This window comes from Pseudomonas sp. B21-059 (genome assembly GCF_026016285.1).
Taxonomy (GTDB): Bacteria; Pseudomonadota; Gammaproteobacteria; order Pseudomonadales; family Pseudomonadaceae; genus Aquipseudomonas; species Aquipseudomonas danubii.
On record NZ_CP087201.1, the window covers coordinates 2,603,815 to 2,628,348 of the forward strand.

At 58.0% G+C, this 24,534-nt stretch carries 22 protein-coding genes; 15 read left to right on the top strand and 7 right to left on the bottom strand.

Annotation, left to right across the window (positions count from 1 at the left end; translation table 11 throughout):
• The first annotated feature begins 1 nt into the window (after nucleotide 1).
• From LOY69_RS11905 to LOY69_RS11930, 6 genes are all read left to right on the top strand, one after another.
• On the top strand, nucleotides 2-1,492 hold the full coding sequence (locus tag LOY69_RS11905) for an aldehyde dehydrogenase (RefSeq protein ID WP_253085585.1): 1,491 nt from the start codon (nucleotides 2-4) through the stop codon (nucleotides 1,490-1,492).
• A gap of 55 nt (nucleotides 1,493-1,547) precedes the next feature.
• The gene (locus tag LOY69_RS11910) at nucleotides 1,548-2,828 is read left to right on the top strand and encodes an NAD(P)/FAD-dependent oxidoreductase (RefSeq protein ID WP_265074606.1); all 1,281 of its coding nucleotides are present in this window, start codon (nucleotides 1,548-1,550) and stop codon (nucleotides 2,826-2,828) included.
• A 250-nt stretch (nucleotides 2,829-3,078) separates the two neighbouring features.
• Nucleotides 3,079-3,627 carry a cupin domain-containing protein gene (locus LOY69_RS11915; RefSeq protein WP_015635120.1) on the top strand — a complete coding sequence of 183 codons (549 nt, stop codon included), beginning with the start codon at nucleotides 3,079-3,081 and terminating at the stop codon, nucleotides 3,625-3,627.
• Between the two features lie 147 nt (nucleotides 3,628-3,774).
• Nucleotides 3,775-4,710, top strand: coding sequence for a PoNi-like cognate immunity protein (locus tag LOY69_RS11920; protein WP_265074607.1), 936 nt, complete (start codon nucleotides 3,775-3,777; stop codon nucleotides 4,708-4,710).
• 150 nt (nucleotides 4,711-4,860) lie between these two features.
• Nucleotides 4,861-5,385: a hypothetical protein gene (locus LOY69_RS11925; protein ID WP_265074608.1), complete on the top strand. Its 525-nt coding sequence runs from the start codon at nucleotides 4,861-4,863 to the stop codon at nucleotides 5,383-5,385.
• Nucleotides 5,386-5,689: 304 nt separating this feature from the next.
• Nucleotides 5,690-6,853 (top strand): ubiquitin-like protein, encoded by a 1,164-nt coding sequence (locus tag LOY69_RS11930; protein ID WP_181433955.1) that lies wholly within the window; start codon nucleotides 5,690-5,692, stop codon nucleotides 6,851-6,853.
• Between the two features lie 470 nt (nucleotides 6,854-7,323).
• On the opposite strand, the gene LOY69_RS11935 is transcribed toward LOY69_RS11930, so the two are convergent.
• Nucleotides 7,324-7,860: a hypothetical protein gene (locus LOY69_RS11935; RefSeq protein ID WP_265074609.1), complete on the bottom strand. Its 537-nt coding sequence runs from the start codon at nucleotides 7,858-7,860 to the stop codon at nucleotides 7,324-7,326.
• 493 nt (nucleotides 7,861-8,353) lie between these two features.
• On the opposite strand from LOY69_RS11935, the gene LOY69_RS11940 reads away from it, so the two are divergent.
• Entirely contained in the window at nucleotides 8,354-9,040 is a 687-nt protein-coding gene (locus LOY69_RS11940; protein WP_265074610.1) for a pYEATS domain-containing protein, read from the top strand.
• A gap of 128 nt (nucleotides 9,041-9,168) precedes the next feature.
• On the opposite strand, the gene LOY69_RS11945 is transcribed toward LOY69_RS11940, so the two are convergent.
• Nucleotides 9,169-10,683 carry a 2OG-Fe(II) oxygenase gene (locus LOY69_RS11945; protein WP_265074611.1) on the bottom strand — a complete coding sequence of 505 codons (1,515 nt, stop codon included), beginning with the start codon at nucleotides 10,681-10,683 and terminating at the stop codon, nucleotides 9,169-9,171.
• A gap of 105 nt (nucleotides 10,684-10,788) precedes the next feature.
• On the opposite strand from LOY69_RS11945, the gene LOY69_RS11950 reads away from it, so the two are divergent.
• Both LOY69_RS11950 and LOY69_RS11955 read left to right on the top strand, forming a co-directional pair.
• On the top strand, nucleotides 10,789-11,397 hold the full coding sequence (locus tag LOY69_RS11950; protein ID WP_110595883.1) for a TetR family transcriptional regulator: 609 nt from the start codon (nucleotides 10,789-10,791) through the stop codon (nucleotides 11,395-11,397).
• Nucleotides 11,394-12,080, top strand: a complete 687-nt coding sequence (locus LOY69_RS11955) for a hypothetical protein (protein ID WP_265074612.1) — start codon at nucleotides 11,394-11,396, stop codon at nucleotides 12,078-12,080. The genes LOY69_RS11950 and LOY69_RS11955 overlap by 4 nt, the downstream gene beginning before the upstream one ends.
• Before the next feature lie 160 nt (nucleotides 12,081-12,240).
• Here the strand turns inward: LOY69_RS11955 and LOY69_RS11960 are convergent, their stop codons facing one another.
• On the bottom strand, nucleotides 12,241-12,669 hold the full coding sequence (locus LOY69_RS11960) for a hypothetical protein (RefSeq protein ID WP_265074613.1): 429 nt from the start codon (nucleotides 12,667-12,669) through the stop codon (nucleotides 12,241-12,243).
• Nucleotides 12,670-12,932: 263 nt separating this feature from the next.
• Between LOY69_RS11960 and LOY69_RS11965 the strand changes: the two genes are divergently transcribed.
• The gene (locus LOY69_RS11965; protein ID WP_265074614.1) at nucleotides 12,933-13,394 is read left to right on the top strand and encodes a hypothetical protein; all 462 of its coding nucleotides are present in this window, start codon (nucleotides 12,933-12,935) and stop codon (nucleotides 13,392-13,394) included.
• 364 nt (nucleotides 13,395-13,758) lie between these two features.
• On the opposite strand, the gene LOY69_RS11970 is transcribed toward LOY69_RS11965, so the two are convergent.
• From LOY69_RS11970 to LOY69_RS11985, 4 genes are all read right to left on the bottom strand, one after another.
• Nucleotides 13,759-14,067, bottom strand: a complete 309-nt coding sequence (locus tag LOY69_RS11970) for an Hpt domain-containing protein (protein WP_134928764.1) — start codon at nucleotides 14,065-14,067, stop codon at nucleotides 13,759-13,761.
• 59 nt (nucleotides 14,068-14,126) lie between these two features.
• A complete protein-coding gene (locus LOY69_RS11975; protein WP_110652975.1) occupies nucleotides 14,127-14,786 on the bottom strand; it encodes a hypothetical protein in 660 nt (219 codons plus the stop codon).
• A gap of 334 nt (nucleotides 14,787-15,120) precedes the next feature.
• Complete coding sequence (locus tag LOY69_RS11980; RefSeq protein ID WP_265074615.1) at nucleotides 15,121-18,768, bottom strand: transporter substrate-binding domain-containing protein; 3,648 nt, start codon at nucleotides 18,766-18,768, stop codon at nucleotides 15,121-15,123.
• 92 nt (nucleotides 18,769-18,860) lie between these two features.
• Complete coding sequence (locus LOY69_RS11985; RefSeq protein ID WP_265074616.1) at nucleotides 18,861-20,066, bottom strand: EAL domain-containing protein; 1,206 nt, start codon at nucleotides 20,064-20,066, stop codon at nucleotides 18,861-18,863.
• A 222-nt stretch (nucleotides 20,067-20,288) separates the two neighbouring features.
• Between LOY69_RS11985 and LOY69_RS11990 the strand changes: the two genes are divergently transcribed.
• The 5 genes from LOY69_RS11990 (at nucleotide 20,289) to LOY69_RS12010 (ending at nucleotide 24,318) form a co-directional block, all read left to right on the top strand.
• Nucleotides 20,289-20,918 carry a response regulator transcription factor gene (locus LOY69_RS11990; RefSeq protein ID WP_110595878.1) on the top strand — a complete coding sequence of 210 codons (630 nt, stop codon included), beginning with the start codon at nucleotides 20,289-20,291 and terminating at the stop codon, nucleotides 20,916-20,918.
• A 193-nt stretch (nucleotides 20,919-21,111) separates the two neighbouring features.
• On the top strand, nucleotides 21,112-21,864 hold the full coding sequence (locus LOY69_RS11995) for a molecular chaperone (RefSeq protein WP_146232637.1): 753 nt from the start codon (nucleotides 21,112-21,114) through the stop codon (nucleotides 21,862-21,864).
• Nucleotides 21,861-22,358: a fimbrial protein gene (locus LOY69_RS12000; RefSeq protein ID WP_110595876.1), complete on the top strand. Its 498-nt coding sequence runs from the start codon at nucleotides 21,861-21,863 to the stop codon at nucleotides 22,356-22,358. The genes LOY69_RS11995 and LOY69_RS12000 overlap by 4 nt, the downstream gene beginning before the upstream one ends.
• Before the next feature lie 7 nt (nucleotides 22,359-22,365).
• The gene (locus LOY69_RS12005; RefSeq protein WP_110652977.1) at nucleotides 22,366-23,448 is read left to right on the top strand and encodes a hypothetical protein; all 1,083 of its coding nucleotides are present in this window, start codon (nucleotides 22,366-22,368) and stop codon (nucleotides 23,446-23,448) included.
• Nucleotides 23,449-23,754: 306 nt separating this feature from the next.
• Entirely contained in the window at nucleotides 23,755-24,318 is a 564-nt protein-coding gene (locus tag LOY69_RS12010) for a fimbrial protein (protein ID WP_110595874.1), read from the top strand.
• Nucleotides 24,319-24,534: the final 216 nt, after the last annotated feature.

Consider the following 24,534-nt stretch of genomic DNA (forward strand, 5'->3'; position numbering starts at 1 on the left):
CATGACTAAATCCCGCAGCGACTGGGAGCAGCACTTCCAGTCCCTCAGCCTTGAAGGCCGTGCCTTTATCGACGGCCAGTACTGCGCCGCCGCCAGCGGCGCCACCTTCGAATGCCTGAGCCCGGTGGACGGGCGCTTTCTGGCCAACGTCGCCAGCACCGATCAGGCCGATGCCGATCGTGCGGTGGCCGTGGCGCGCCAGGCGTTCAACAGTGGCGTCTGGTCGGGCAAGGCCCCGGCCGAGCGCAAGCGCATCCTGATTCGCTTCGCCGACCTGATCCTTGCGCACCAGGAAGAACTGGCGCTCCTGGAAACCCTGGACATGGGCAAGCCGATTGGCGACTCCATGGCTATTGATATTCCGGCCACGGCCAACGCCATCCGCTGGAACGCCGAAGCCATCGACAAGCTCTACGACGAAGTGGCGGCCACCCCTCACGACCAGCTGGGCCTGGTGACCCGGGAACCGGCGGGCGTGGTGGCGGCCATCGTGCCGTGGAACTTCCCGCTGATCATGGCCAGCTGGAAGTTCGCCCCGGCCCTGGCGATGGGCAACTCGTTCATCCTCAAGCCGTCGGAAAAGTCGCCGCTGACCGCGATCCGCATCGCCCAGCTGGCCCTGGACGCCGGCATCCCCAAGGGCGTGTTCAACGTCCTGCCGGGCTACGGCCACACCGTCGGCAAGGCCCTGGCCCTGCACATGGATGTGGATGTGCTGGCCTTCACCGGCTCCACCGCCGTGGGCAAGCAACTCTTGGTGTATTCCGGCGAAAGCAACATGAAGCGGGTGTGGCTGGAAGCCGGTGGCAAGAGCCCCAACGTGGTGTTTGCCGACGCCCCGGACTTGCGCGCAGCGGCCGAAGCGGCGGCTGCGGCCATTGCCTTCAACCAGGGCGAAGTCTGCACCGCCGGTTCGCGCCTGCTGGTGGAACGCTCGATCCGCGAACAGTTCATCCCGCTGCTGGTGGAGGCCCTCAAGGGCTGGAAACCGGGCCATGCCCTCGATCCCGAAACCCGGGTTGGCGCGGTGGTGGACCAGCGCCAACTGGAGAACGTGCTGCGCTACATTGAAATCGGCAAGCAGCAGGGCGGCCAACTGCTGGCCGGTGGTGTCCGCACCCTGGAAAGCACTGGCGGCCTGTATGTCGAGCCGACGATCTTCGACGGCGTGACCAACGCCATGACCATCGCCCGGGAAGAGATCTTCGGCCCGGTGTTGTCGGTCATCAGCTTCGATACCGAAGAAGAAGCGTTGCAGATCGCCAACGACAGCATCTTCGGCCTGGCGGCTGGGGTCTGGACCGCCAACCTCAGCCGCGCCCACCGCTTTGCCCGTGGCCTGCGGGCCGGCAGCGTGTGGGTCAACCAGTACGACGGCGGCGACATGACCGCGCCGTTCGGCGGTTTCAAACAGTCCGGCAACGGTCGCGACAAGTCGCTGCATGCCTTCGACAAATACACCGAGCTCAAAGCGACCTGGATCAAGCTCTAACTCTTATAACAACAGCGGCGGCGGGCCTGGGCCCGTACCCGCTGGGGAATTTCTCATGCAAACCTACGTGAACAGCTACTACGCCGCGACCCGCAACCAGACCACCGACTACCCGCCACTCGAAGAGAGTGTGGAGTGCGACGTCTGCGTGATCGGCGCCGGTTACACCGGCCTGTCCTCGGCCTTGTTCCTGGCGGAAGCCGGTTATAGCGTCACCGTGCTGGAAGCGGCCAAGGTCGGCTTCGGCGCCAGCGGGCGCAACGGCGGGCAACTGGTCAACTCCTACAGCCGCGACGTGGACGTGATCGAAGAACGCTACGGCGAAAAAAGCGCCGAAGTGCTCGGCAGCATGATCTTCGAAGGCGCCGACATCATCCGCCAGCGCATCCAGCACTACGACATCCAGTGCGACTACCGCCCCGGTGGCATTTTCGCCGCCCTGAACAACAAGCAGCTCAAGGGCCTGGAGGAACAGAAACGCAACTGGGAGCGCCTGGGCAATCACAACCTGAAGCTGCTCGACAAGGCGCAGATCGACCGCGAAGTCGGCACCAAGAACTACATCGGCGGCCTGCTGGACATGCAGGGCGGCCACATCCACCCGCTGAACCTGGCCCTGGGCGAAGCCAGCGCCATCATCGGCCTGGGCGGCAAGATCTTCGAACAGTCGGCGGCGGTGGAAATCACCTACGGCGAACCCAACGTGGTGCGTACCGCCAAGGGCCTGGTGCGCGCCAAATACCTGCTGATCGCCGGCAACGCCTACCTGCAGCAAGACCTCGATCCACGAGTGACCCGCAAGAGCATGCCCTGCGGTTCGCAGATCGTGGTTACCGAGCAACTGCCCGAACAACTGGCCCGCAGCCTGATCGCCAACAACTACTGCGTGGAAGACTGCAACTACCTCTTGGACTACTTCCGCCTCACCGGCGACAACCGCCTGCTGTACGGCGGTGGCGTGGTCTACGGCGCCCGGGAACCGGATGACATCGATCAGCTGATCCGGCCGAAGATCCTCAAGACCTTCCCCCAGCTCAAGGACGTGAAGATCGACTACCGCTGGACCGGCAATTTCCTGCTGACCATGTCACGCATGCCGCAATTTGGCCGGATCGAAAAGAACGCCTACTACATGCAGGGCTACAGCGGCCACGGCGTCACCTGTTCGCACTTGGCCGGCAAGCTGATTGCCGAAATGATCCGCGGCGACGCCGAACGCTTCAACGCCTTCGCCTCCCTGCCGCACATGCCGATGATTGGCGGGCGCACCTTCCAGGCCCCACTGACCGCCCTGGGCGCCGCGTACTACGCCCTGCGCGACCGCTTCGGCATCTGAATACACAACGCGGCTACAGCCTCCACCCTGTAGCCGCTGCCGCAGGCTGCGACGAGGTCCGCAGGACCTCCCGACGCCCCCCGACAGCGCCCACATTTCCCCCGCGGCACCCCTCATCGCCAGCCTTTACAGCTTGCCTGTCAAACATGTTTAAATAGCCGCCTTTTCAGGCTCCAGGGCAGCCAAATCGCGATCCTCGCGACCCAACCGCCGCAAAAATACCCTTAAGTACTTCTCACATAAGGCTGTTATGGACACGGGCACCCGACTCAAACTCGTTCGCGAAAGCTACAAACTCTCCCAGCGCGAGCTGGCCCGTCGTAGCGGCGTCACCAATGCCACCATCTCCCTGATCGAACAGAACCGCGTCAGCCCCTCCGTCAGCTCCCTGAAAAAGCTGCTGGAAGGCATCCCCATGTCCCTGGCCGACTTCTTCACCTTCGACCAGCCGCCCCGTGAGCACCAATACGTGTTCCGCGCCAACGAACAGCCGGACCTGGGCCGCGACGGCCTGCGCCTGCTGATGATCGGCGCCCCGGTGGCCAACCGGCAGATGCGCTTTCTGCGCGAGCAGTACGCCCCCGGCGCCAGCTCCGGTGAAGAAGCCATCGTGCACAGCGAAGGCGAGGAGTGCGGGCTGGTGACCCGCGGCACCGTGGAGTTGACCGTGGACGGGCAAGTCAGCGTGCTCAACCCGGGGGATGGCTATTACTTCCCCACCACCTTGCCCCACAGCTTTCGCAACATTGGCCAGGATGAGGCGGAAATCATCAGCGCCAACACCCCGGCGAACTTCTAAGGGCTGGGTGACTGATCCGGCTCGACCTGTTGCAACCCTATCCAGCCTGCGCCTTGTGTCGCGGGCTTTGTTTTTTAGACTGGTGACTGCCGTTGCCGCGCTTGCCGGCAACGCCTGGAGCGGGCGCCGTTCAGACAAGGAAGACCCATGATCAAGGACAGACGACAAGCATTCCTCAGCGCTGCGCGCCTGGAGAACTTCTTCAGCAATTACCAGCACAGCGTGGAATTCTTTGTCGAAAACACCTTTGAGGCCGACTCCGAAGCGCAGGAAAAGTCCCTCAGGGCCCGGCATTTCCAGAAGTGGATCTTCAAGGAAATCCTCATCCGCTACACCGCCGGCCACAGCATCGACCTGTTGATTCCCTTGCTGGAAACCCTGGTGGACAGTTACGAACACCTGCAAAGACAACTGGCCGAATACAACCAGATTCCGAACATCACCCCCTTGGCGATAGACGACTGGCTCGATCAGTACCAAGAGTGCGTCCAGGTGTTCAGCCTGTGCATCCTGCTGCACCGCGCCGACCTGCTCCAACGCTTCGTGGCCCTGATCGACCCCGCAGGCTACGCCGGGGACGACACCCTCTACGAAGACCTGTTGAGCAAACTGCTGCCCGACCGATATGACGTCGATGACTGGTACCACGACGTCTACACACCGCTGATACAAGCCATCTACGCCGACGACCCAACCGAGGCCAGCGACCTTCTGCAGCAGTACTGTGACGACTGGTACCCCGCGTTCGAGCAAGCGCCCTGGCACGACAGCCACCTGCAAGGGGACGAGGGCAGCTACTGCGGGTATTGGGCGTTCGAGGCGGCTGCTATTGCCTTCCTTTATGGCATCGATGACAGCGGGGTCGAGCATAGGGTCTATCCCAAGGATCTGGTGGCCTATGCGAGGAACCTTCGGCCGAGCGATCCGAAGCATGTAGCGCCGGTGGTGGCGGGGCAGTCCTGTAGCAAGGCCGGTTATTGGTTTACCCCGGCGCAGCCGGAGTCGCGGCGCTGCTTTGCACAGGGGGAAGTGATGCCGGAGTTTGAGGGGGCAGCGGTTTGGTATTGGGTGGCGCAGGGGTAGGGGTGGGCTGCCATTCGTTGTAGCGTTTTCCAACCCTTGTTTCTGGTCGAATGCAGAAGGGGGCTGCTATCGACTCAACGGCATCGTCCTTGAGCGGCAGTTTTCGGTCAGCAGTGGACTGCCCCTCGTCCGACGTACATGAGGTGCTTAATGGATAGCCGCTATTGCTTTTCTCATACGAGAGCAGCCCAAGACTTGCACAAGGCGCGTTTACTGGTGGGTAAGCGACTGAACGCGCTGATGCATGACCAGTACTATTTCAACGGGGAAATGAGTCTGGGAGATGTAGGCTCTATTGAATGGCATTTCGGCGAGCAAGAGGTGATATCCATGTACCTCTTGAGTGATGGTGAGAGTGTTGGGGCTGACATGTACCCCATCAACACGCCTGTTTCCTTCGAGATAGAGCCTGGCGTGACTTGCGCCTGGAAGAGGGAAAACCTCCTTGCAGCGTTATCAGCGTCCCACCTCGAAGGCGAGAAGGTTCTCGAGGTCAAGGGCATTCTCGATGCCCTCAATGGCCAGGTATCTCGGCTAGTCGGATTTAGGATCGAGTTTGGGTCCGGGGACTTCCTGGTTTTTCTTAACCAGGGCGACGATGCCGCCATGCTGGTCAATACGCTCCCGCCAGCATGCGTCGAAATCGAAACCAGCTTCGTGACCTTCATTCAATGAAAGCTATGGGTTGAAAAGCTTTCTCGTGGTGGGCTGTTTTCGTCCAGAAGCAGCCGCGGGTACAAGGTCTTGTCAGATGAGCGCGCTGGATCTGTAGCTTCGCTATGAGCTCCGAATGTTTGTATGCAACCAGCTGCGATTCACTGAGGGGGAGTGGCTGTCCAGGTGATATTACCGTGCTACTATCGCCGGCTTTTTTACAGAGTCGGTATCTTTTGTGACGCTACCTATCGTTAGAGTTCCCCTGCTTGTTCGTGCCTTGTTGCTAGTGCTGGCATGTGGTGTAACCACACCCGCAGTTGCCATGCAGATATTCGTCAAGACCCTCACTGGCAAGACCATCACGTTGGACGTTGAAGCTAGTGACACGGTCGAGAATGTCAAAGCCAAGATTCAGGATAAGGAAGGCATTCCTCCCGACAAGCAGACGCTGAGGTTTGCCGGAAAAACCCTGGAGGATGGCCGAACTCTTTCGGATTACAACATTGCAAAAGAGTCGACGCTTCACCTGGTGATGGTGCAGATCGTATTGCAGCCTAGTGGGTTGGATGGACTTGCCCGGCAGGCGAGCGACGTGTCAAAACTCGCGGTGGACTCCGCTGTTTTAGTACTGAGTGGAAACCACGGGCACCCCCTGGATTTTCGTGTTGCCTCCGGCAAGCAAAATTGCGCTTGGCTAGCCGGAGATTGGGGCGGGGATGACCTCGGCGGTGCCGGTAGCTCGGTTGGGGTTGCTGAGGTCGGAGGGTGCCAGCGTCTTACGGAAAGCGGCGCGCAACTGGGGCTTGCGGTGGGCAAAAGCCGTGTACGCGATAGCTCTGGAGGGGCGAATTCCATCAAAGAGCAAGGATCCTACCTGTTGGTGGAGTTCATCGCGCCAGTGACCGCGCTGTCTCCCGATCTTTGGTCGACTCTGACCGCGTATTACAACCATGGCGATGCTGATATTCGCCGTGGTTATTCGACACTTTCAGGGGATGAGGGCTCAAGCGCCACTCCAGGAGTCGATACCGTGGCGTTGCGTACCCGGTTGGACTGGGAAGCTCTCTGGCGCCCCATGGGCGTGGAGCTCTCACCCTATGCAGACTTGAACTATGTGCAAACGCGAGTTTCATCCTATGACGAGGCCGGTGGTAGTCAGGCCATGTCGCTGGGTGAACGCAATCACAGCATTTCTGAGCTTCGGTTCGGGATGAATGGCAAGTACCTGTTAGCGGATCACCTTGAGTTGCTCGCCGGTATTGAAGGGGTTCGCCGTGTTCATGATGATGCTGACCCGATAGACGCCTATTGGGGGGCGCAGCATTTTCGTCTGGACCCAGAGCAAAGCGACCGAGCCTGGATGCGCGGCCAGCTCGGAGTCGCGTGGTTGATGCTAGATAGTCGGTTGATGTTCTTGCTCAATGCCAGCAATGAGGGGCAGCAGCCAGCACGCTGGGTGGCAATGAGTTGGACAGGTTCGTTCTGATACGGCCGCGACGAATCGTCACTTTTAGCCCCAAAACCTTTGCCATGAAGGAAAGCGGGACAGATTTATTTCCTACTGCTGGGAATCCTTGACTGCGCTTCTGGTGCGCAGGACCTCTCACAGATCCGCTTTGCCATCGGCCTGTTGCTCAGTGATGGCTTCGATCTGTTGCGTACCTTGGGTGATAGAACCTTGAGACAGGCTGATCCTGCCTGACCCCTGGTTGAGTAATGAAGCAACAAAAAAGGCGACGCAATGCGTCGCCTTTTTGCTTGAACGGGGCGCTTTTCAGCGATCGGCTCTTTGCCCACTGTCCTGCCTCTGCCGTTGGCCTCAGATCCGCTCACTGACTTTTAAAAACTACCTTAGGGCTCCGCCGTTCTGGTGGTGGGTGGCGCAGGGACAGCGGAGAGGCCGGTATCGGCTAGAGCAGAGAAAGGAAATCTACCCCTCTGCTCCAGTGCCTTGTTCTAAAAGTTGAAACGTTGGTCAAACACGGTCTGCTCGCCCACCGTCACGCTGCATTGGCGGGCTACTTCAGTCGGCATCACCTTGCCCAGCAACGGCGCCAGCGACTTGTAGAACACCTTGTCGCAGGCGTCGTCTTTGCTGAAGGCTTGGGCGTTACCGGCCGCGTCTGCCGTAATCCGGCAGCCTGCCACCAATTCGGTGGGCAACTCGTTCAATGGCACTGTTGTCGAGCCGGAGCCCTGCAACTCGATCAGCTCGTTGCATGTGCCCTTGGCCGGACCTTCCTTGATGGTTTTGGTAAAGGCGACGCGTTGGTAGTCAGTACCGGTGAACAGTACCTGGTCGTTAACAGTGACTCGGTATTGTGAGGGTTTGAAGGCGATGGTTTTGATGCAGAACTGCGTCGTGACCGGTTTCCCATTGACCTCAGAGGTGGCCGCTTTGCAACCTGGGGTGGCCTGGGTGAAGGAGGTATCGGGCGAGCTGACACAACCGGCCAGTGAAAGCAGACACACACCGAACAGCATTCTTTTCATGGGACTTCCTGTGCTCAAACACACCGCCTCCAGCAGGCGGCTCCGGACGCAGATCATACCAGCGACCTGTTGGCCAAAGGCGCAGAAAGGCAAGGAGGCCCTTTAGCTCGGCTACCGAACCCCATCTCGACAGCTGTCTGCTTCCGGCCCAGGCGGTGTGAAGAGCCCAAGTAAAAATCGAAACCCGCGTTTCAACATGAAAGCTGAACTGTAGTGGTCGCTCCAAGAGACACGGACAGATTTATTTCTCTACCCTAAACGTCTGCTATTCGCCGTTTTTAACTTTGAGCGTGTCTCTTTGCCCACCGGGCCTTCAGTTCCGGGAGATTTCATACAGATGTGGCGCACGCACGTTCCATAAAAAAAACGCTCATCCACTTCCTCGCCTAACCTGATTTTAGTTGCAGACGGACTCTGCCGTTTTTTGTTCAAGGCCAATTGAACGCTGCACGGCGGTAGCACGCTTTCGAGGGAAATACAGGAGGATCAACACATGGATAGCGCACGATCGCCGGAAGATAAGAGCAAGTTGGAGGCAAGGGCTCGGCAGCGTAAGGCTGCGATCATTGCATTATGTGGAGTTTTGTTTGTACACGCGTTCTTCCTGGTTCCACCTGAGCGAATGACCGTGCCAGTTGTCAGCATTATTACAAGCCTCATATGGCCGATTATCGTCCTGGTGGTAATGGTTCTATTCCAGCCGTACGTCGAAAAGCTTTTCTTAGAGATAGTCGAGCGAATCAAGGGAGGATCTGGCTTAAAAATTGGAAGTTTTCTTGAGATCCAGAGTCTTCCCGAGCAAGCGCGGAAGATTCCTGTTCCCAGCGAGGAGCAGAATGTAACGCTGGAAAACATCGCCTTGCTGCACACGAGCTTCTTTTCGGAGGCAGGAACACGTTTGTACGGTGGCGACGGTCGAGCGTATTACCAGTTTGAGGTGGTTGTTATGGCGCCAGACGTCGTCATGGACAGCGTGGACAGGGTAGTTTACCGCCTCGAAAACACTTGGCCTGAAGCGCTCAGAACAAGAGAGACTCGCGACCGCGCGTCAAGATTCAAGATGAAGGACTTGGCCAATGGAACTTCAATCGTCGAGGCCGACGTCTACTTTCGCGGTAGCGACCAACCTCTGAAGCTTAACCGCTTCATTGATTTGCGCCCCGACGGCCCGCGCATCTAGAGTTCTCGCCCTCAGCATTTGAACATTAATGCACCAGAGCAAGTGGCAACTTATACGTTGAGTCTACAGCCAAAAGCGGACCCGACCGATAGGTAGACACGGAGTCGGCGACGGTGCCCACCTAAACCCTAGCCCTTGTCGCCATGCACCAATATCCGGCCGTCATACCCACAACTGATCCAGCGACCGGCGCTGCTGGGGAGTACATCGGTTGCAAAGTTGTCGTGTGAGCCGATGATCGCCCCCTGCCGTGAGGGCAGGTCCCAGCGCCTGACGAATCCATCCTCGCCGCAGGTCAGCAGTATGTGTCGCGCCTCGAAGCGCACGCGCCGGACCGGCCCGTCATGAGCGGCCAGGCAATCCAGGAGCGCCAGCATCGGTTCGGTCGCTAGCAGGTGCACCGCGCCGTCGAGATCACCAGCGGCCAAGGTGACGCTGCCATCGGCGTCGATCCAGCTCGCCAGCGTCCTCAGGGGGCGGCCCAGATCGAGCACTTGTACGCAGTCCCGCTCCTCGGGTTGCCACAGCCTGACGGTTCCGTCCTCCGATGCGCTGGCGAAACCGCCGTCGCCCGTAGGTGCGATCGCCCAGACCCAGCAGGCGTGGGCCTGACGCCTGTCCGCGGCACCTGTCGCCAGGTTCCAGACTGTCACGCGACCGTCAGCAGCCCCGGTCACGAAGCGGCCAGCGCCTAACCTTGCCGAGGACAGGACGGCCGAATCCGATGTGCCGACCAACCTTGACTTGCCGCTCGCCAAGGACCAATGCCGGATCGTACGGTCACGCGAGTGAGAAACCAGCTCGCCAGGCGCCACTTCCACCAGACCCAGAATGGACTGTGTATGTCCGTCAAGCTGACCCAGGCAGCGACCCTCGCGATCCCACAGCCGGATGGTTGAGTCACGCCCGGCGCTTGCAAAGCCCCGGTCGCCAAGGTCGGCAAGCGCCCATACGTACCCGCGGTGGCCCGGCTGGAAGGGACCGTCGACGTGCAAGGCACGCTGTGGCTCGTACATCAGGTCACTGCGCATGATGTATTTTTGGCCTGCGTCCACTAAGGCGCCGGCGTGCCAGAGTGTGTGGTCGAATACGATCAGGCTGCCCTTTCGGGGGCGCAGCCTGAGCGTGGAATTCCGGTTCGACATGGCTGCGGAGCGCCCCTCGAAGAACACGGTCTCTCCGCCGCTGAATGCATCGTCGTTAAGATAAATCATGAAGGTCAGGCGTGACTGTTGGCGCTGGCGATGGTGTACACCATCCTGATGGGCACGGAACTGGGTGCCGGGCCGGTAGCGGCAGAAGCGCAGCCGCTCATTGATGCCGACCAGACGCCAGCCGTCCTCATCGATCACCGTACCCAGCCTCGGCATCCGCCAGGCGCAGTGCTTCAAGCGTTCGAAGAGTCGTCCGGCCAGAGCTGGGTCGTCTGCCACGATCCGGTCATTATCGCGGTAGGAGGACGGGTAGTCAGACCCTGCGCTGGCGAACCCGCACTTCTGCGTGGCTTCTATCAACGCCTCGCACTCGCTGGCCGAAAGAAACTCGTGGACCAGCACACAGCGCACCCGGTCACCCAGCGGTAGCTCGACCGAGGCCGACGGAGCAGTGGCCCCGGCCACCAGTTTTTCAGCGAAGGAATTCATCGTGATCTCCAAAATTGGTCCGATAACCAATATTTGGAAAGCTAGGGTGCGACGGGGTCGATGTCAATGCTAAGCTGGTCGCGCAACCAATATTGGAAAGATGACATGGCACGGCGCTCGAACACTGATGAAAGACGCGGCCAGATCGTGGCGGCACTCCAGGCCGTGATGGCCAAGGCCGGCTACGCAGGCGCAACCATAGCGGCCATCGCCCGGCACGCGGAGCTAGCGCCTGGCCTCGTGCACTACCACTTCAAGGACAAGCGCGAGATCTTGGTGGCACTGGTCGACTCACTGGCCGGCTACGCCCGTCAGCGCTACGAGTCCCGGGCTGCTGCGGCCCAGACGGCCGAGCAAAGGCTTCAAGCCTATATTGCAGCACACCTGGCCTACGGTTCGGACGCGCAGCCCGATGCGGTGGCGGCGTGGGTGATGATCGGCGAGCAATCGGCCCACGACCCAGACGTGCGTGAGGTCTATCAGGCTGTGCTAGCGGCGCAGATGAAGCTTCTCAAGGGCCTGCTCCGGCAGCGATTCGCCGAACGCGGACGCCGCGCCCGAGGGCTCGACGCGCTGGTGGCGGGCATTACATGCTTTATCCAGGGGGCGTTCACGCTGTCCACCACGGCGCGGCCACTGCTGCCGACGGCCTTCGCCGCACCGACGTTGATCGATTGGGTGGAGCGTTACATTGATACGCAGGAGGAGCGATGACGAAACCGCCAGAAGGGCACAGTCTCTTTCCGGCCGGCGCGCACGGCGCCCCTGAGGTGCCTGATGGTGTGGATTTCGCCGCCTGGACTCGCCTCTGGGCGGAGCTTGGCGCCGGCTGCCCGCCGCGAGAAACCTACGAAGAGCTCTTGCGACGCTACCGCGAGCCCCATCGTGCGTACCACAACTGCCAGCATTTGCAGGAATGCCTCCAGGTGCGTCGACTCATCAACGCAGCCTGCCACGCCCCCGCTGAAGTCGACCTCGCACTTTGGTTTCATGACGCCATATACGACCCCCTTCGCAGCGACAACGAGCTGCGCAGTGCGCAATGGCTGGACGACGTGGCACGCGATAGCGGCCTGGACGATGAAACCCGACGCAGGCTTTACGGCCTGATCATGGTGACGCGACACGACGGCGCTCCAGCCTCGGCAGACGAGGCCATGTTGGTGGACACGGATCTGGCGATCCTTGGGGCATCGGCCGCGCGGTTTGAGGAGTACGACCGCCAAGTCCGTCGCGAGTACCGATATGTGCCTCTGTTTGTGTACCGCCGAAAGCGGCGCCAGGTCCTGGAAGGCTTTCTGGCACGCGGGCGCATCTATACGACCGCACCGTACTTCGATGCATTCGAACAGCAAGCCCGCGTCAACCTTGCCCGCGCCATCGACCGCCTCGACTGAGAAACGGCCAACAGCGGAGGCGGGACATTCGCCTTCTCAGGTGCCTGGCCACTCGGCAGTTCAAGCCGCCACCGCAAACAGATGACGGGGCATCGCCGGCCAAAAAACCATGGTTACCGGTCACACAGGCTGCCGTTACCGTTGCGCCCGTGATACCGACCTAAGGCTTGGCCCGATCCCAGCGACACTCCGCCAACCGGTGCCCATCGGTTCCGCTCTTTTCTCGCCTGTCGATGTCGCCGTCGGCGTTCAGGTAGATATGGGTGTTGGGCCATTGCGGGGTGATGCTGATGCAGTGATTACGCCCCGTGTTCTTGCTCCACCAGGAAAATTCCATGAAGAACTCGTCGTCGGGGAAGAGCACGCCATGATCGGTTGCGCCGCCTCCGGGAAGCATTCCTCCTTTATCAATCCGATCCTGGACATTCCAGATGTACCTGAGCTCATCCCGGCCGGCTTGGGAGTAGTGAACATTCACCCTTGGCAACGCGAAGTCCCAATGCGTGACCAGCCCAAACAGCAGCGGTATCCAGAGCAGCTTTACGTACCATGGCCGGCGCGTGCCTGCATGGAGGGGCCAGAGTTTCATCTCCATCCTTTGGGCGTATTTTTTTGGGGGGGCGTGGGTTGAGAGTGGAGACGGCAGTGTCGCAGCCTGTCGTTGTCCACTTCCGGCTGCTGGGCCCTTAGCAATATTGCGAAAAAATACAACGTTAAGACAGTCGATGAGTTGAAGGCTCTAACTAAAGGTGGCAGATCAACGACGCACAGGAATGATGGCATTTTGAAGCCATTCTGTAAGTCATGTAAACAAGTTATGGGTAGGCTAGAAATGGAAGATGGAGCCACACAATGATTGATAGTATAGAAGTTAAAGAGTTTGATGGTCTGGAGCGGCAGTTGCTTGATGCGAATGTTTCTTATAGCGAGATGACGCGTGAGTACGCTAGTTATCTAATGGGTCTTATCCAAAGAGGTGAATTAAAAACTATTGCTGCCAGCAAGTTGGAAAAGTTGGTGCCGTTCTTGAAAGAGGCCATCTTGCGCGAGCGTATCGAAAGTGATGAGGTACTTCGAAAGAAGCTCACTGTCGATCTCTGGAAAATGGAGCAGCAAAGTCGCAAGGAAGATGAAGATTATGCAAATTTCATCCGAGGTGTGCTCTATTGCTATGGTACAGAGGAGGTTTGGGAAGAGGAGGGCGATGGTCCAACCCCTATCTATCTTTACTTTTTGATCCTGAAAAAAATATTGCCGGGTCTGAGGAAAGATTTTATTAGTAGTTTTAATCGATTCCTTGGAGGGCGCAGCTAAGCCATTCTCTGTTTTTTTGTCGGGCTCAGATAATAATGGCTGGAGAGAATCTCTCCAGCATTACTTAGGCCGGAACTACAAAGATAGTGCAATCGGTTCATAATAAATTTTAATCGCAAGGCTCAAAACACAACCCCGGACTAATACACAATGCAGGTTGGACAATAGTGGGGGCGGCTTATGTTCTTGAGGGGCTACCGGGCATCCGGTAATCCGCGATCAATGAGTCAAACCTGGCCACCAAGCCGGCCGAGCCTGCTGCCATAGCAGCGGTCGACTCACTGGCGCGGTCAGCGCCGCTCAGCACCTTTGAAAATCACCTTGGCCCCGCTGAAGCGGGGCAGTCCGTGCGTTCTCCCCGATATCACCCGGCCAGTGGTGCCGATCCGTCGTACTGCTCAAGCAGCTGCTGTTCAAGGGTCACGATGGCCTGTTTAACCTGCTCAACACAGTCGCTCACCAGGGGCATGTTCAGGTCCGGGCTCTGACAGGCGTCTTCCAATTGCCGGCAGCTTTCCACCAGTTGCTCGCCCTTGACGACTCGTGCTGCCCCTTTGATGCGATGCGCCAACTCGGACAGTTCCGCTGTTGCTTGGTCGCGCAGCAGTGTCTCCAGGGTCTGCAGGTCGGTGCGATTGTTGCTGAGCAATTCGCTCAGGATGTGCTGCAGCATGGTCGGCTCGCTGCCCACCAGGGTATGCACAGAGCCTGGGTGGCCTCTCGTGCTGACGCTCAGCAGCCGGAAGCTTTGAGCCCGGTGCCGATGGTCACCGCGCTGACCTGCACTTTCTCAAAAGCCTTCTGCGCGGCGGCGTTGTATTTCTGGTCGCAGTTGAAGCGTGTTTCCATCACGTAGTCTTCGCCTTCTGCTTTGCGCATCTGCGACTCCCACTGGTCGGCGGCGCTGAGCGCGGCATCCGAGACCAGCACCACCTCCAGCAGCACCTCTCTGAAACCTATGGCGCGGGGGCCTTCCCAGTGGGCGTAGACGGAAGGGTCGGCGGCGTTGCCGCACATGCTCAGGCAACTGGCGCTGTAGCTCAGGCCGCCACCGGACGATTCGGTGAACGCGCCTACGGTGAGCGGCTTGCCGGGAGCGGGGGCGAAGGTGTCGACGAACTGGGTCAGGTCAGCCTGGCATTTGGGCGTCAGCTCCATGCGCAGTTTGCTGACTGTGCCGCCTTCTATGGTGGCGGTGATGTTGCAGCCCTGGACTTTGAACTTGTGCTCATCGCCGAAGGATTCCCGAGGGATTCCGGCGACGGATTCAAAGTACCGCTGATTGGTGCCCAGCATATCGCCGGTGAAGACTTGGGCCACGGAGGCGGCATGGGCGACGTCAACGGACAGGGCCAGTGTCGAGGCAAAAAGGCTGTAGATCAGCTTGTTCATGGGAGAGTCCTTTCAATGGGTGACCAGAATCTGTGGTCACCTTCAAGTGGGTTGGGGGACGGGAGTTTAGCAGGCGTTGGTGCTGCGTTTTACGGGTTTCTTGCCGATTTTTTCTGTGTGCCACCCCTGGGAAAAAAGTGGAGGCGGCTTATGTTCTTGAGGGGCTACCGGGCATCCGGTAATCCGCGATCAATGAGTCAAACCTGGCCACCAAGCCGGCCGAGCCTGCTGCCATTGCAGCGGTCGACTCACTGGCGCGGTCAGCGCCGTTCAGCGCCTTTGAAAATCACCTTGGCCCCGCTGAAGCGGGGCAGTCCGTGCGTTCTCCTCGATATCACCCGGCAAGTGGTGCCGATCCGTCGTACTGCTCAAGCAGCTGCTGTTCAAGGGTCACGATGGCCTGTTTGACCTGCTCAACACAGTCGCTCACCAGGGGCATGTTCAGGTCCGGGCTCTGACAGGCGTCTTCCAATTGCCGGCAGCTTTCCACCAGTTGCTCGCCCTTGACGACTCGTGCTGCCCCTTTGATGCGATGCGCCAACTCGGACAGTTCCGCTGTTGCTTGGTCGCGCAGCAGTGTCTCCAGGGTCTGCAGGTCGGTGCGATTGTTGCTGAGCAATTCGCTCAGGATGTGCTGCAGCATGGTCGGCTCGCTGCCCACCAGGGTATGCAACGACTCCAGATCGAATACCTGTGGGGATTGGCTGCTGACGCGTTCTTCGGGCGGCAGGGGCGCGCGTTCTTCTTCCTCGACTTGACCCAGGGCCAACAGGCGCGCCTCCAGTTCATCCAGGCTGATGGGCTTGATCAGACAGTCATTCATTCCGGCCTGGATGCAGCGTTCCACTTCCTCGGGCTGGGCGTCGGCAGTCAGGCCGATGATCACGATCGGTTCGTCGTGCGTGTCGCGTTCATCCTGGCGAATTGAGCGGGCCAGTTCGGCACCGTTCATGACGGGCATGTGGCAGTCGGTGATGATCAGGTCAAAAGCGTGCTCGCGCCAGGTCTTCAGTGCCTGTTGTCCATTTTCCGCCTCGACTATGTCGTGCCCGAGAAACGCCAGTTGCTGTCCCAGGACCTGACGGTTCACCGGGTGGTCGTCCACCACCAGAATCTGCAGGCGGTACATCTGCCGTCGCTTGATGCTGGGTGCAGGTTCTACGGCGGCCAGGCGCTCCAGCACCTGAAGACGAAGATCCACCTCCACCAGGGTGCCCTGGCCCAGGGTGCTGCTCATTGAGACAGTGCCGCCCATCATTTCGCACAGGGAGCGACAGATCACCAGTCCCAGGCCGGTACCTTCGGTATTCAGGACATTGCGTTCGACTTGGGCAAAAGGTTGGAACAGCCGCTGCTGGTTACTAGGAGATATGCCTATCCCTGAATCTTCGACGCGCAGTTTGACCTGCAGCAACGAGTTCTCCACCAGATCGCCGCTGATGCTCACTTTAATGAAGCCGGCTTCGGTGAACTTGATGGCGTTGCTTATCAGGTTGGACAGAATCTGCTTGAAGCGCATGCCGTCTACCAGCACATCGCAATTGATGCTGGAGTCGATTTCGAGGAGGAAGCTCAGGCATTTCTGGCGTGCCAGACCTTCGAAAACACGGGCTATGGATTCCACCAGCTCGCGCAGGTTGGCGCGTTTGGGCGAAAGGCTCAGACGTCCCGACTCAATGCGGGCGATGTCGAGAATATCGCCGATCAGGTCCAGCAGGCTCTTGGCCGAGCTGTAGGCGATTTCAATGCTGGAGCGCTCGATCCGGTCGCTATCGGCGCGTTTGAGCGCCAGTTCCAGAATGCCGATGATCGCGTTCATGGGGGTACGGATTTCATGACTCATGGTGGCCAGGAACGTGGTCTTGGTGCGGCTGGCCTGGTCGGCCAGGTTCTTCGCTTCCTTCAATTCCTGGACCAGATGCCGATGCTTGGTGATGTCCAGCCAGCCGCAGATAACGCCTTTGGTGACGCCATTGTTGTCCTGGAAGGGTTGGATCCAGTGATCGATCCAGACATCCTTGCCCTGCAACTTGACCTTGTACACCGAACTGATGGTCTGACCGTCGCGTATGGCTTGCAGGTAGCTGTGATGCAGGTCGGGTTCAGCGCAGAAATGCTCCTTGGGCAGCTGTTGCACGGATTTGTGCAGAACCTGCTCGGCGGTCAGGCCGACACTCTGCAGGTAACTGCGGTTGCACGAGAGCATCTTGCCGTCCATGTCACGAATGTAGAGAACCGGGGGCATGTTTTCGGCCAGGGCCTCGATGAAGCGCAATTGCTCATTCAGGGTTTTCTCGGCCTTGATCCGACGTCGCAGATACAAGGCCCAGGCCAGTGTCAGCAACAGCAGGAGCGCCGCGGCGGCGATGATTTCGGCGATCAGCAGTGCATAGTCGCGCCAGGTTTCGCCACTCATGCCCGGTGGTGAGCGCCAGTGGTTGGCGATAGCGTTCAGATCGTCCGCCGGGAGACTGAGCAGGGCCTTGTCGAGAATCGACTGAAGCTCGGAGTCACTGCGCCGCAGAGCAAAGCTGGCGTTTGCCCGACTGGTGTGGATCAGGTCGGCAATGTTCAGGCGATTTTGAAACAGACGGACAATGTAGTAGCGAGCGGCTGGCAATGACACCAGGGCGGCATCGGCGCTGCCGTCATAGACTTTGTTCATGGCGTCCAGAGTGGTGCCGGCCTCGATCAATTGCGTGCTCGGATAAAGCTCGCGGACGTGTTGCAGGGTCACGTGACCTGATGGAATGGCAAGACGCTTGCCTGCCAGGTCTTCGGCGGTCAGCCCCTTGTCCTTGCTGCCACTGGGTGTGACCAGGACAAAAGGGCTGGTCAAAAACGGCCTTGTGAAACGTAGCTTGTCCTCGCGCTGCGGGCCTGCCGTCATGATGGCGATGTCCGCCTCGGAGTTGCTCAAGGCTTCAATCTGCTGCGGATAGCCGCCATTACGCACAGTCACCTGGAAATGCAGGCCGGTGCGCTGCGAGATGATCTCCAGCAGTTCGGCGGCAACTCCGGAGAACACTCCGTTGGCGTCGAAGAACGCCACGGGCGCCAAGTCATCGTTGATGATCAGGCGTATCACCGGGTGACGACCGATCCAGCGTGACTCTTCTGGAGTCAGAACAATTTTTTCGTTGGTCGGCACGAAACCGCTACCGACCCAGCGTTGACTCAGATGGCTCAGTTTTTCCTTGCCAATGGCCTCGATGCTTCGGTCAAGGATGCGCTGAAGACGGTCGTTGTCCTTGTTGATCGCATAGCCATAACCACCCCTGGCAAGGTCAGCGAAGCGCTCGAACTTGAGGAAGCCGTAGTAAGAACGGTTGATCTGGAAGTAGGCGCTCAGTACATCGTCCAGGTACATGTCGGCATGGCCAAATGCCGCCGCAGCTATGGCTTCGTTATGGGTGGGGTAGATCATCAAGCGGGCACGAGGAAAGCGCGCCTGCGCTTCGCCGCTGTGTTCCTTGACGACGGAAACCCGCAGTCCGGCCAGGTTTGCCGGGGACTGGCGCAGTTCGGCGTTGCGCTTGAACAAGGCCAACCGCCCATCGGCGAACGGTCGGGTGAAGCTGACGGCATCGCTGGATTGCCCGGGGCTGTTGTAGCTGCCCATCAAGTCGATGGCGGAGGCCTGCAGGGCCTGTAGGGCTTGTTCTCGGGTGGCGAAGGGAACCACCTTCATGCCGACTCCGAGCATCTGCCCGATCAATGAACTGACGTCCGCCGTAATGCCTTCGTAGTGACTGTCGTTGTAATCGACATTGAAGGGAGGCGACTCTTGTGCGACCACACCGATTTTCAACTCCGACTTATGCCGTAGCCAGTGCCAGTCCTCTTGTTCAAGTACCAGTTCGTGGTGATCGAGGCGCACCTCGCTATACAGCGTATTGGGCAATAGGGGTGGCTGGGCCGCTGCCGTCTGAGCGGCAATGGTCACCAAGCAGGCAAGTAGCCAGATAAGTCGTGAGTGCATGGTCTCTTCAGAAAATGAGGAAGGCTTAGTTGAGTCGAGAGCGCTGAAAATACAGAGTGAAAATAGTAGCTGTCGCGGGTTGCTTTGGCCTATCAATTTATATCGTTAGTGGGGGGACTTGAGGGCTTGTTGCAATAGGCGATGAAGTGACTTTCCGGCATGGGGCGGGCAAATAGAAAACCTTGGACAATCGAGCCCCCCAACTTCAATAGTTGCTCCTGCTGTTCAGGGGTTTCCACTCCTTCGATGATCACGGACATTCCCAGGGAGCCCGCCAGGGCCAAGGTATAGCGGATGATGGCGCAGCTTGCGGGGTGATGTTTCATCTTGCGCACGAAGTTGCGGTCCAACTTGATTTGGTTGAAGGGCAGCTCGTAGAGCCGTTCCAGAGACGCGAAGCCGGCGCCGAAATCGTCCATGGCCAAACCGCAGCCCATGAGCCGCAGGCGCACCATATTTTCCAAGCTGTACGCGCAAGCGCTCATCACAGAGGTTTCGGTGATTTCAAAGGTGATGCAACTTGAAGGCACCTGGAAGAGCGCCAACAAGGACGTTACGGATTCAGTCAGAGTCGCGGAGGATAATTGTGAGGGGTGCAAGTTGAAGGAAAAATTCAGCGGTAAGTCGTTTCTTGCCAGTTTGCGCCGCAGCGCCAGACCTTGATCGAACAATTGCCAGAACAGTCGATCCAGTAGGTTGTGGTCTTCCATGATGTTCAGGAAGTGTGACGGCGGCAGCACCCCCAGTTGGGGGTGGTTCCAGCGAGCCAGGACTTCGGCGCCCAGCACGGCAGCGGTATCGAGTGCCGCCTTGGGTTGGTAGTAGGGCTCGAACTCTCCGTTGTCCAGACCGCGCAACACATCACCCAGCGTGGGCAGCGCAATGCTCTTGAGCGGGCTGGCCATGTCATGCCGCAGGGACTGGTATCGCTTCAGCAAGGTGGTCAGACGCTCCAGGTTGAAGGGTTTGCTCAGGCTTCCAAGAAAATGCAGGCCCAGGCGCTTGATCATGGACACGGTGGTGTTGCGCAGCGCCAGGTCAATCTGGCTGCAGAGGATGACCGCGCGCAGTTTGCCGCTGTGACTGGCGTGACGCAGAAAGGCCAGGCCGTCCATGCCGGGCATTTTCAGATCGCAGATGGCAATGTCGATGGCTTCACAACTTTCCAACAGTGCCAATGCCTGACTGCCGCTGATGGCTTCATGAATCTGGCCGGGTATTACCTTCCTTAACGCGGTGATAGTGACCAGGCGTTGCAGGGGCTCATCTTCCAAAACTAGAACGTTCAGGTGTTGCATTGCTGGCTCGTGTTGTTGACTCGTCGGATATCTTGCTTAAGCCATTTGATACGGGTCCATTAGATGTATCCTCATGCCTTGTAGGAAATTTCCTAATGAAAAAATCAGAGCGTCTGAATTTTCCAATGATCGTCAATAACCACTTGTAAGTCGGGTCAAATCCGAGGAATTTGCGCCCTCGCAGTTGCTGCCCGGCGGCAAGTTATAAGGTGAAATGACATTATGCACAGCGTATTAATAGTGGATGATCATCCCGTCGTTCGATTGGCGGTGAAGGTTCTACTGGAAAAGCACGATATGCAGGTGGTGGGCGAAACCGATAACGGGCTGGATGCGATAGAACTGGTGCGCGAGCATGTTCCGAGTGTGGTGATTCTCGATATCGGCATTCCCAAACTCGATGGCCTCAAGGTGCTGTCCCGGATCAAGGCGCTGGGCTTGCCCACCGAGGTATTGGTGCTGACATCGCAGTCTGTCGAAAGCTTTTGCAAGCGCTGTATCCAGCTTGGCGCTAGAGGCTTCGTCAACAAGGAAGAAGACCTGAGCAACCTGGTGGTGGCGCTGAATGCGGTGCTGGCCGGCTATACCTTTTATCCTTCGCTGGTGAACGATGTTTCCAAGCCGGCTGCCGAGCAGTTGTCCGAGACCGAGCTGATTGGCTCACTGACCGATCGGGAAATGATCGTGCTGCAGTATCTGGCTCAGGGCTATTCCAACAAGGCCATCAGCGAGAAGCTGTTTCTCAGCAACAAGACCGTCAGCACCTACAAGGCCCGTTTGTTACAGAAACTCGGGCTGGGCTCGCAAGTTGGCCTGGCAGAGTTCGCCAAGCGCCATGGGCTGATTATCTGAAAGAGGCCAAAGCGGCAATATTCATACTCGGCAGTTCAGTTTGAATTGCGGGTATCTGTGCATCTTGCTCAGGCAAGTTACCAAGTTATTGCAGAGACTTTCCGTAGTTATGTAGGAAGTTTCGCAATGATAAAGGTCTTGTCTATTGAATAGACTTTGCCGGTATTTAAATGTCTGGACCGCAACTTTGATCATGATTAAATCCACCACTCTCGTTGCTTTGCTGTTGGCTTTCTTTAACGCGCAAGCGATGGCGGCGCTGGCCCTTGGCAGTTCGCGAATGATCATCCAGGCGCCCAAGACCCGTGCCGTGGTCATGGTGCATAACCGTTCCCCCCATAGCGCTTATCTTGCCCAGTCCTGGATCGAGGATGCTCAAGGGCAGAAGCCTGAACGCTCGCCCGTGGTGGCCTTGCCGCCGATCCAGCGCCTGGAGGCCCGGCAGGACAACCAGTTGAACATCCAGGTGCTGCCGCACGTGGCTGATCTGCCCCAGGATCGGGAAACATTGTTCTATCTGAATGTGCGTGAGGTTCCCCCGCGCGGCGAAGACAAGGAGGTCATCCAGATCGCTCTGCAACGGCGGATAAAAGTCATTTACCGGCCACAAAGAATACGCCCGCTCACGGTCGGCCTCACCAGTCCCTGGCTGTCCGCCCTGACCTTGTCCAAAGAAGAAAGCGGACGCTTTCAGCTGAACAATGCCACTCCCTATCATGTGACCCTCATCGAGGCCTTCGGTGATGAGTCCGGCGCATCGCCTGTCACGGACTTCAAGCCCATGGAAATTCCGCCTTACAGTGAGCGTCGCCTTGAGGGCAAGTTCGCTCCGGGCGTCCAGCGGCCGACATTGGTCTATATCAATGATTTTGGCGGGCGTGGGCAATTAAGTTTCGACTGCCTGGATGGCGTGTGCACCGTCATACAGAACAGTGTCCGCTCATGAGACGGATAAACCTGATTGGGCGTGTGTTTTGCGGCCTGTGCACTGTCCTGATGGCGGGAAACCTAGAGGCCGCCACTCCGGGTGGGCTGTATGTGTATGTGAACTTTGAAGTGTTCGATCCTGCCAACTGCAGCGTGAATGTGCTTCAAACAAAGATAGATTTTGCCGAGGTCAAGACTGATGAGATCAATGGGCGCGAGGGCGCCAGGAAGATTCCTTATCAGATCAGTTGCAACAATCCCTCCCAGTCACCCGCACTCAAATTGAAGTTTGTCGGCTCCCCCGGCTTCAATGCTGAAGTGTTGCAGACCAGTACCAGCAATCTCGGCGTGCGCTTTCTGGTGAATGGCAAGCAACAGCCCCTCAACAGCGAGTTCTCGGTGAACTACGCCTCTGTACCCACGCTGGAGGCTGTGCTGGATGCCAAGCCCGGCAGCGTTTTGCGACCGGGTGTCTTCACTGCCAACGCGGTGCTCGTTATCACTCAGGAGTAAGCTCCCTGTGGCTATTTCCACTCTGGATACAACAAGCAAGATGAGTCTGTGCCTGCCAATGTCGTGGCTGGCTCTTGCGGCAATATTCTTCTCGGTCAAGTCCTGGGCCGAGCCTGTTCCTCCAGGAACGCCGGACGGTGCCTGCTGGGGCAATAATCAGCTGAGTATTGAAATTAAGAACGGCGCTTTTACCTCCAATGAAAAGGGCACGTTATATGAAACGACCTATCAAACCATTCCCAGTGACTACGACGGTTGGTGCTATTCCGATAGTGGCGAGCAGAGGGCCAGCTATTTCAGGGCTGAGCTGAGTCAGACCTTGTCCCGTGTCGATAATGATTTCTTCAGATTGACCGAAGACATCGATATGAAAATATTCGTAACGGGCAATAGTGCGCCGGAAAGCTACGTCCCCTTCAGGGACAAATTCAATGCGGGCGCCACCGCTGGGCCTTCCGATAATGGTGTCACTCCCTTGCGCTGGGCAAACGCGGGCAACCAGGGCAAAGTCACCTTCCGTCTTCGGCGCAAGGCGCTCAGTGGGGCTGTATACCTTCCGCCCAGCGAGCTTTTTTCGTTCTTTCGCTACTCGCAACCGGGGCGCTGGAGTCCTCAACCGCTGTACACGCTGTCGTTGAAATCACCGACCATTCTGTCGGTTCCCGCTACCTGTGATCTTAATAATGGGCAAAATTTCCTGGCGCTTAAGATAAAAGAGCCGATTGATAGCCGCAAGGTTCAGAGTATTGCGGTGAACAATGTTATCTACGGTTATAACGTGGGTAGCAAGTTGACCCTTCGCTGTGACTCCGGTCAGCTTGATCCGGCCAAATTGGCTATTGGCCTGATAGGCAGCCCCGGGGAAAAGAGCAGTGCGCTGGCCACATCAAATCCGGGAATTGATCTGGTATTTTATGCTCGCTCAGGCAGTGGCGTTTATATCCCGCTCATGCCATTCCAGCAAACACCACTCAATGGACTGGCCACTAAAGGGCTGCTCGAAATCGAGGTGATGGTACAGAAAACTTCAAAGCCCATATCCACTGGCACTCATACCGGATATGGCGTTCTGACCCTTACGGAATATTAAACTCGGGTTGAAACAGTATTTTTCAAGCGGCGCCCAGGTTGACACTAGTCTGGGCGCTTTTTTTATGCGCCCTGAGTCGCTGGGTAGATGCATTAAGACAAACTAGAAGTTGACTCGGAATTTTCCTATGCGCTTATCGAACCTTTCTTATCTTAATTCTCTTGGTCGGTAAATATAATAACTCCCGACACTCACTAGTTGGCTGCGGTTCAGTCGACAAGTGGCATGTCATGGATTTTGCCTTGTGGTCTATCCATGTGATGCATGGTGCCAACATATCAAATGTGTACTTGTAGGGATTCTAAAATGAAATTCAGCAAAATGGCGGCAGCTGTAGCAGCAGTGATACTCAGTGGCACTTCGGTGTTGGCCATGGCGGCGGACCAGGGCGGTGGCAAGGTCAACTTCAAGGGCAACATCAACGACTCTCCATGCTCGATTTCCAGTGGCTCCCTGGAGCAGGTGGTGGAGTTCGACTCGATCTCCAACAGCGCGCTGAAAAATGGTGGAAAGTCCGCTTTGAAGCCGTTCTCCATCAAGCTCAACGGCTGCGACCTGGGCTCGCTGAAAAGTGCCACCGTGACCTTCACCGGCGCGCCTTCGGCGGCCAACCCCGATCTTCTGGGCTTCCAGAGCGGTACTGCCAAGGGCGCAAGCCTGGCGATCGCCGATCGCAATGGCACGCTGATCAAGCTCGGCTCGTCCTCCGATCCGCAGAATCTTTCCGACGGTGAAAGTGCGCTGAACTTCACGGCCTATCTGCAAGGCGACATGCTGGCTCCCGAAACCGAAGGCGGTGAGGCCAAGCCGGCCACTGTGGTCGCGGGTACTTTTGATACTGTCGCCAACTTTACCCTGGCGTATCAGTAACTTTGCATGAGGTGCGGCCTGGATACGCAAGTTCGCGTATTCCAGGCGCACTGCCGATCTTGTCTCGATTGGATCGCCGCCAATCTTCTCGGTTTTTCGTTGTTTCGACGTTATAGGCCATGCACTGCCATGGCGCTCGAACATGACTCTCGTTAATCAGTACTCAACACTTAGATGTTGCCTGCGTACATATCCAATGTCGTTCGTGACAGTGTT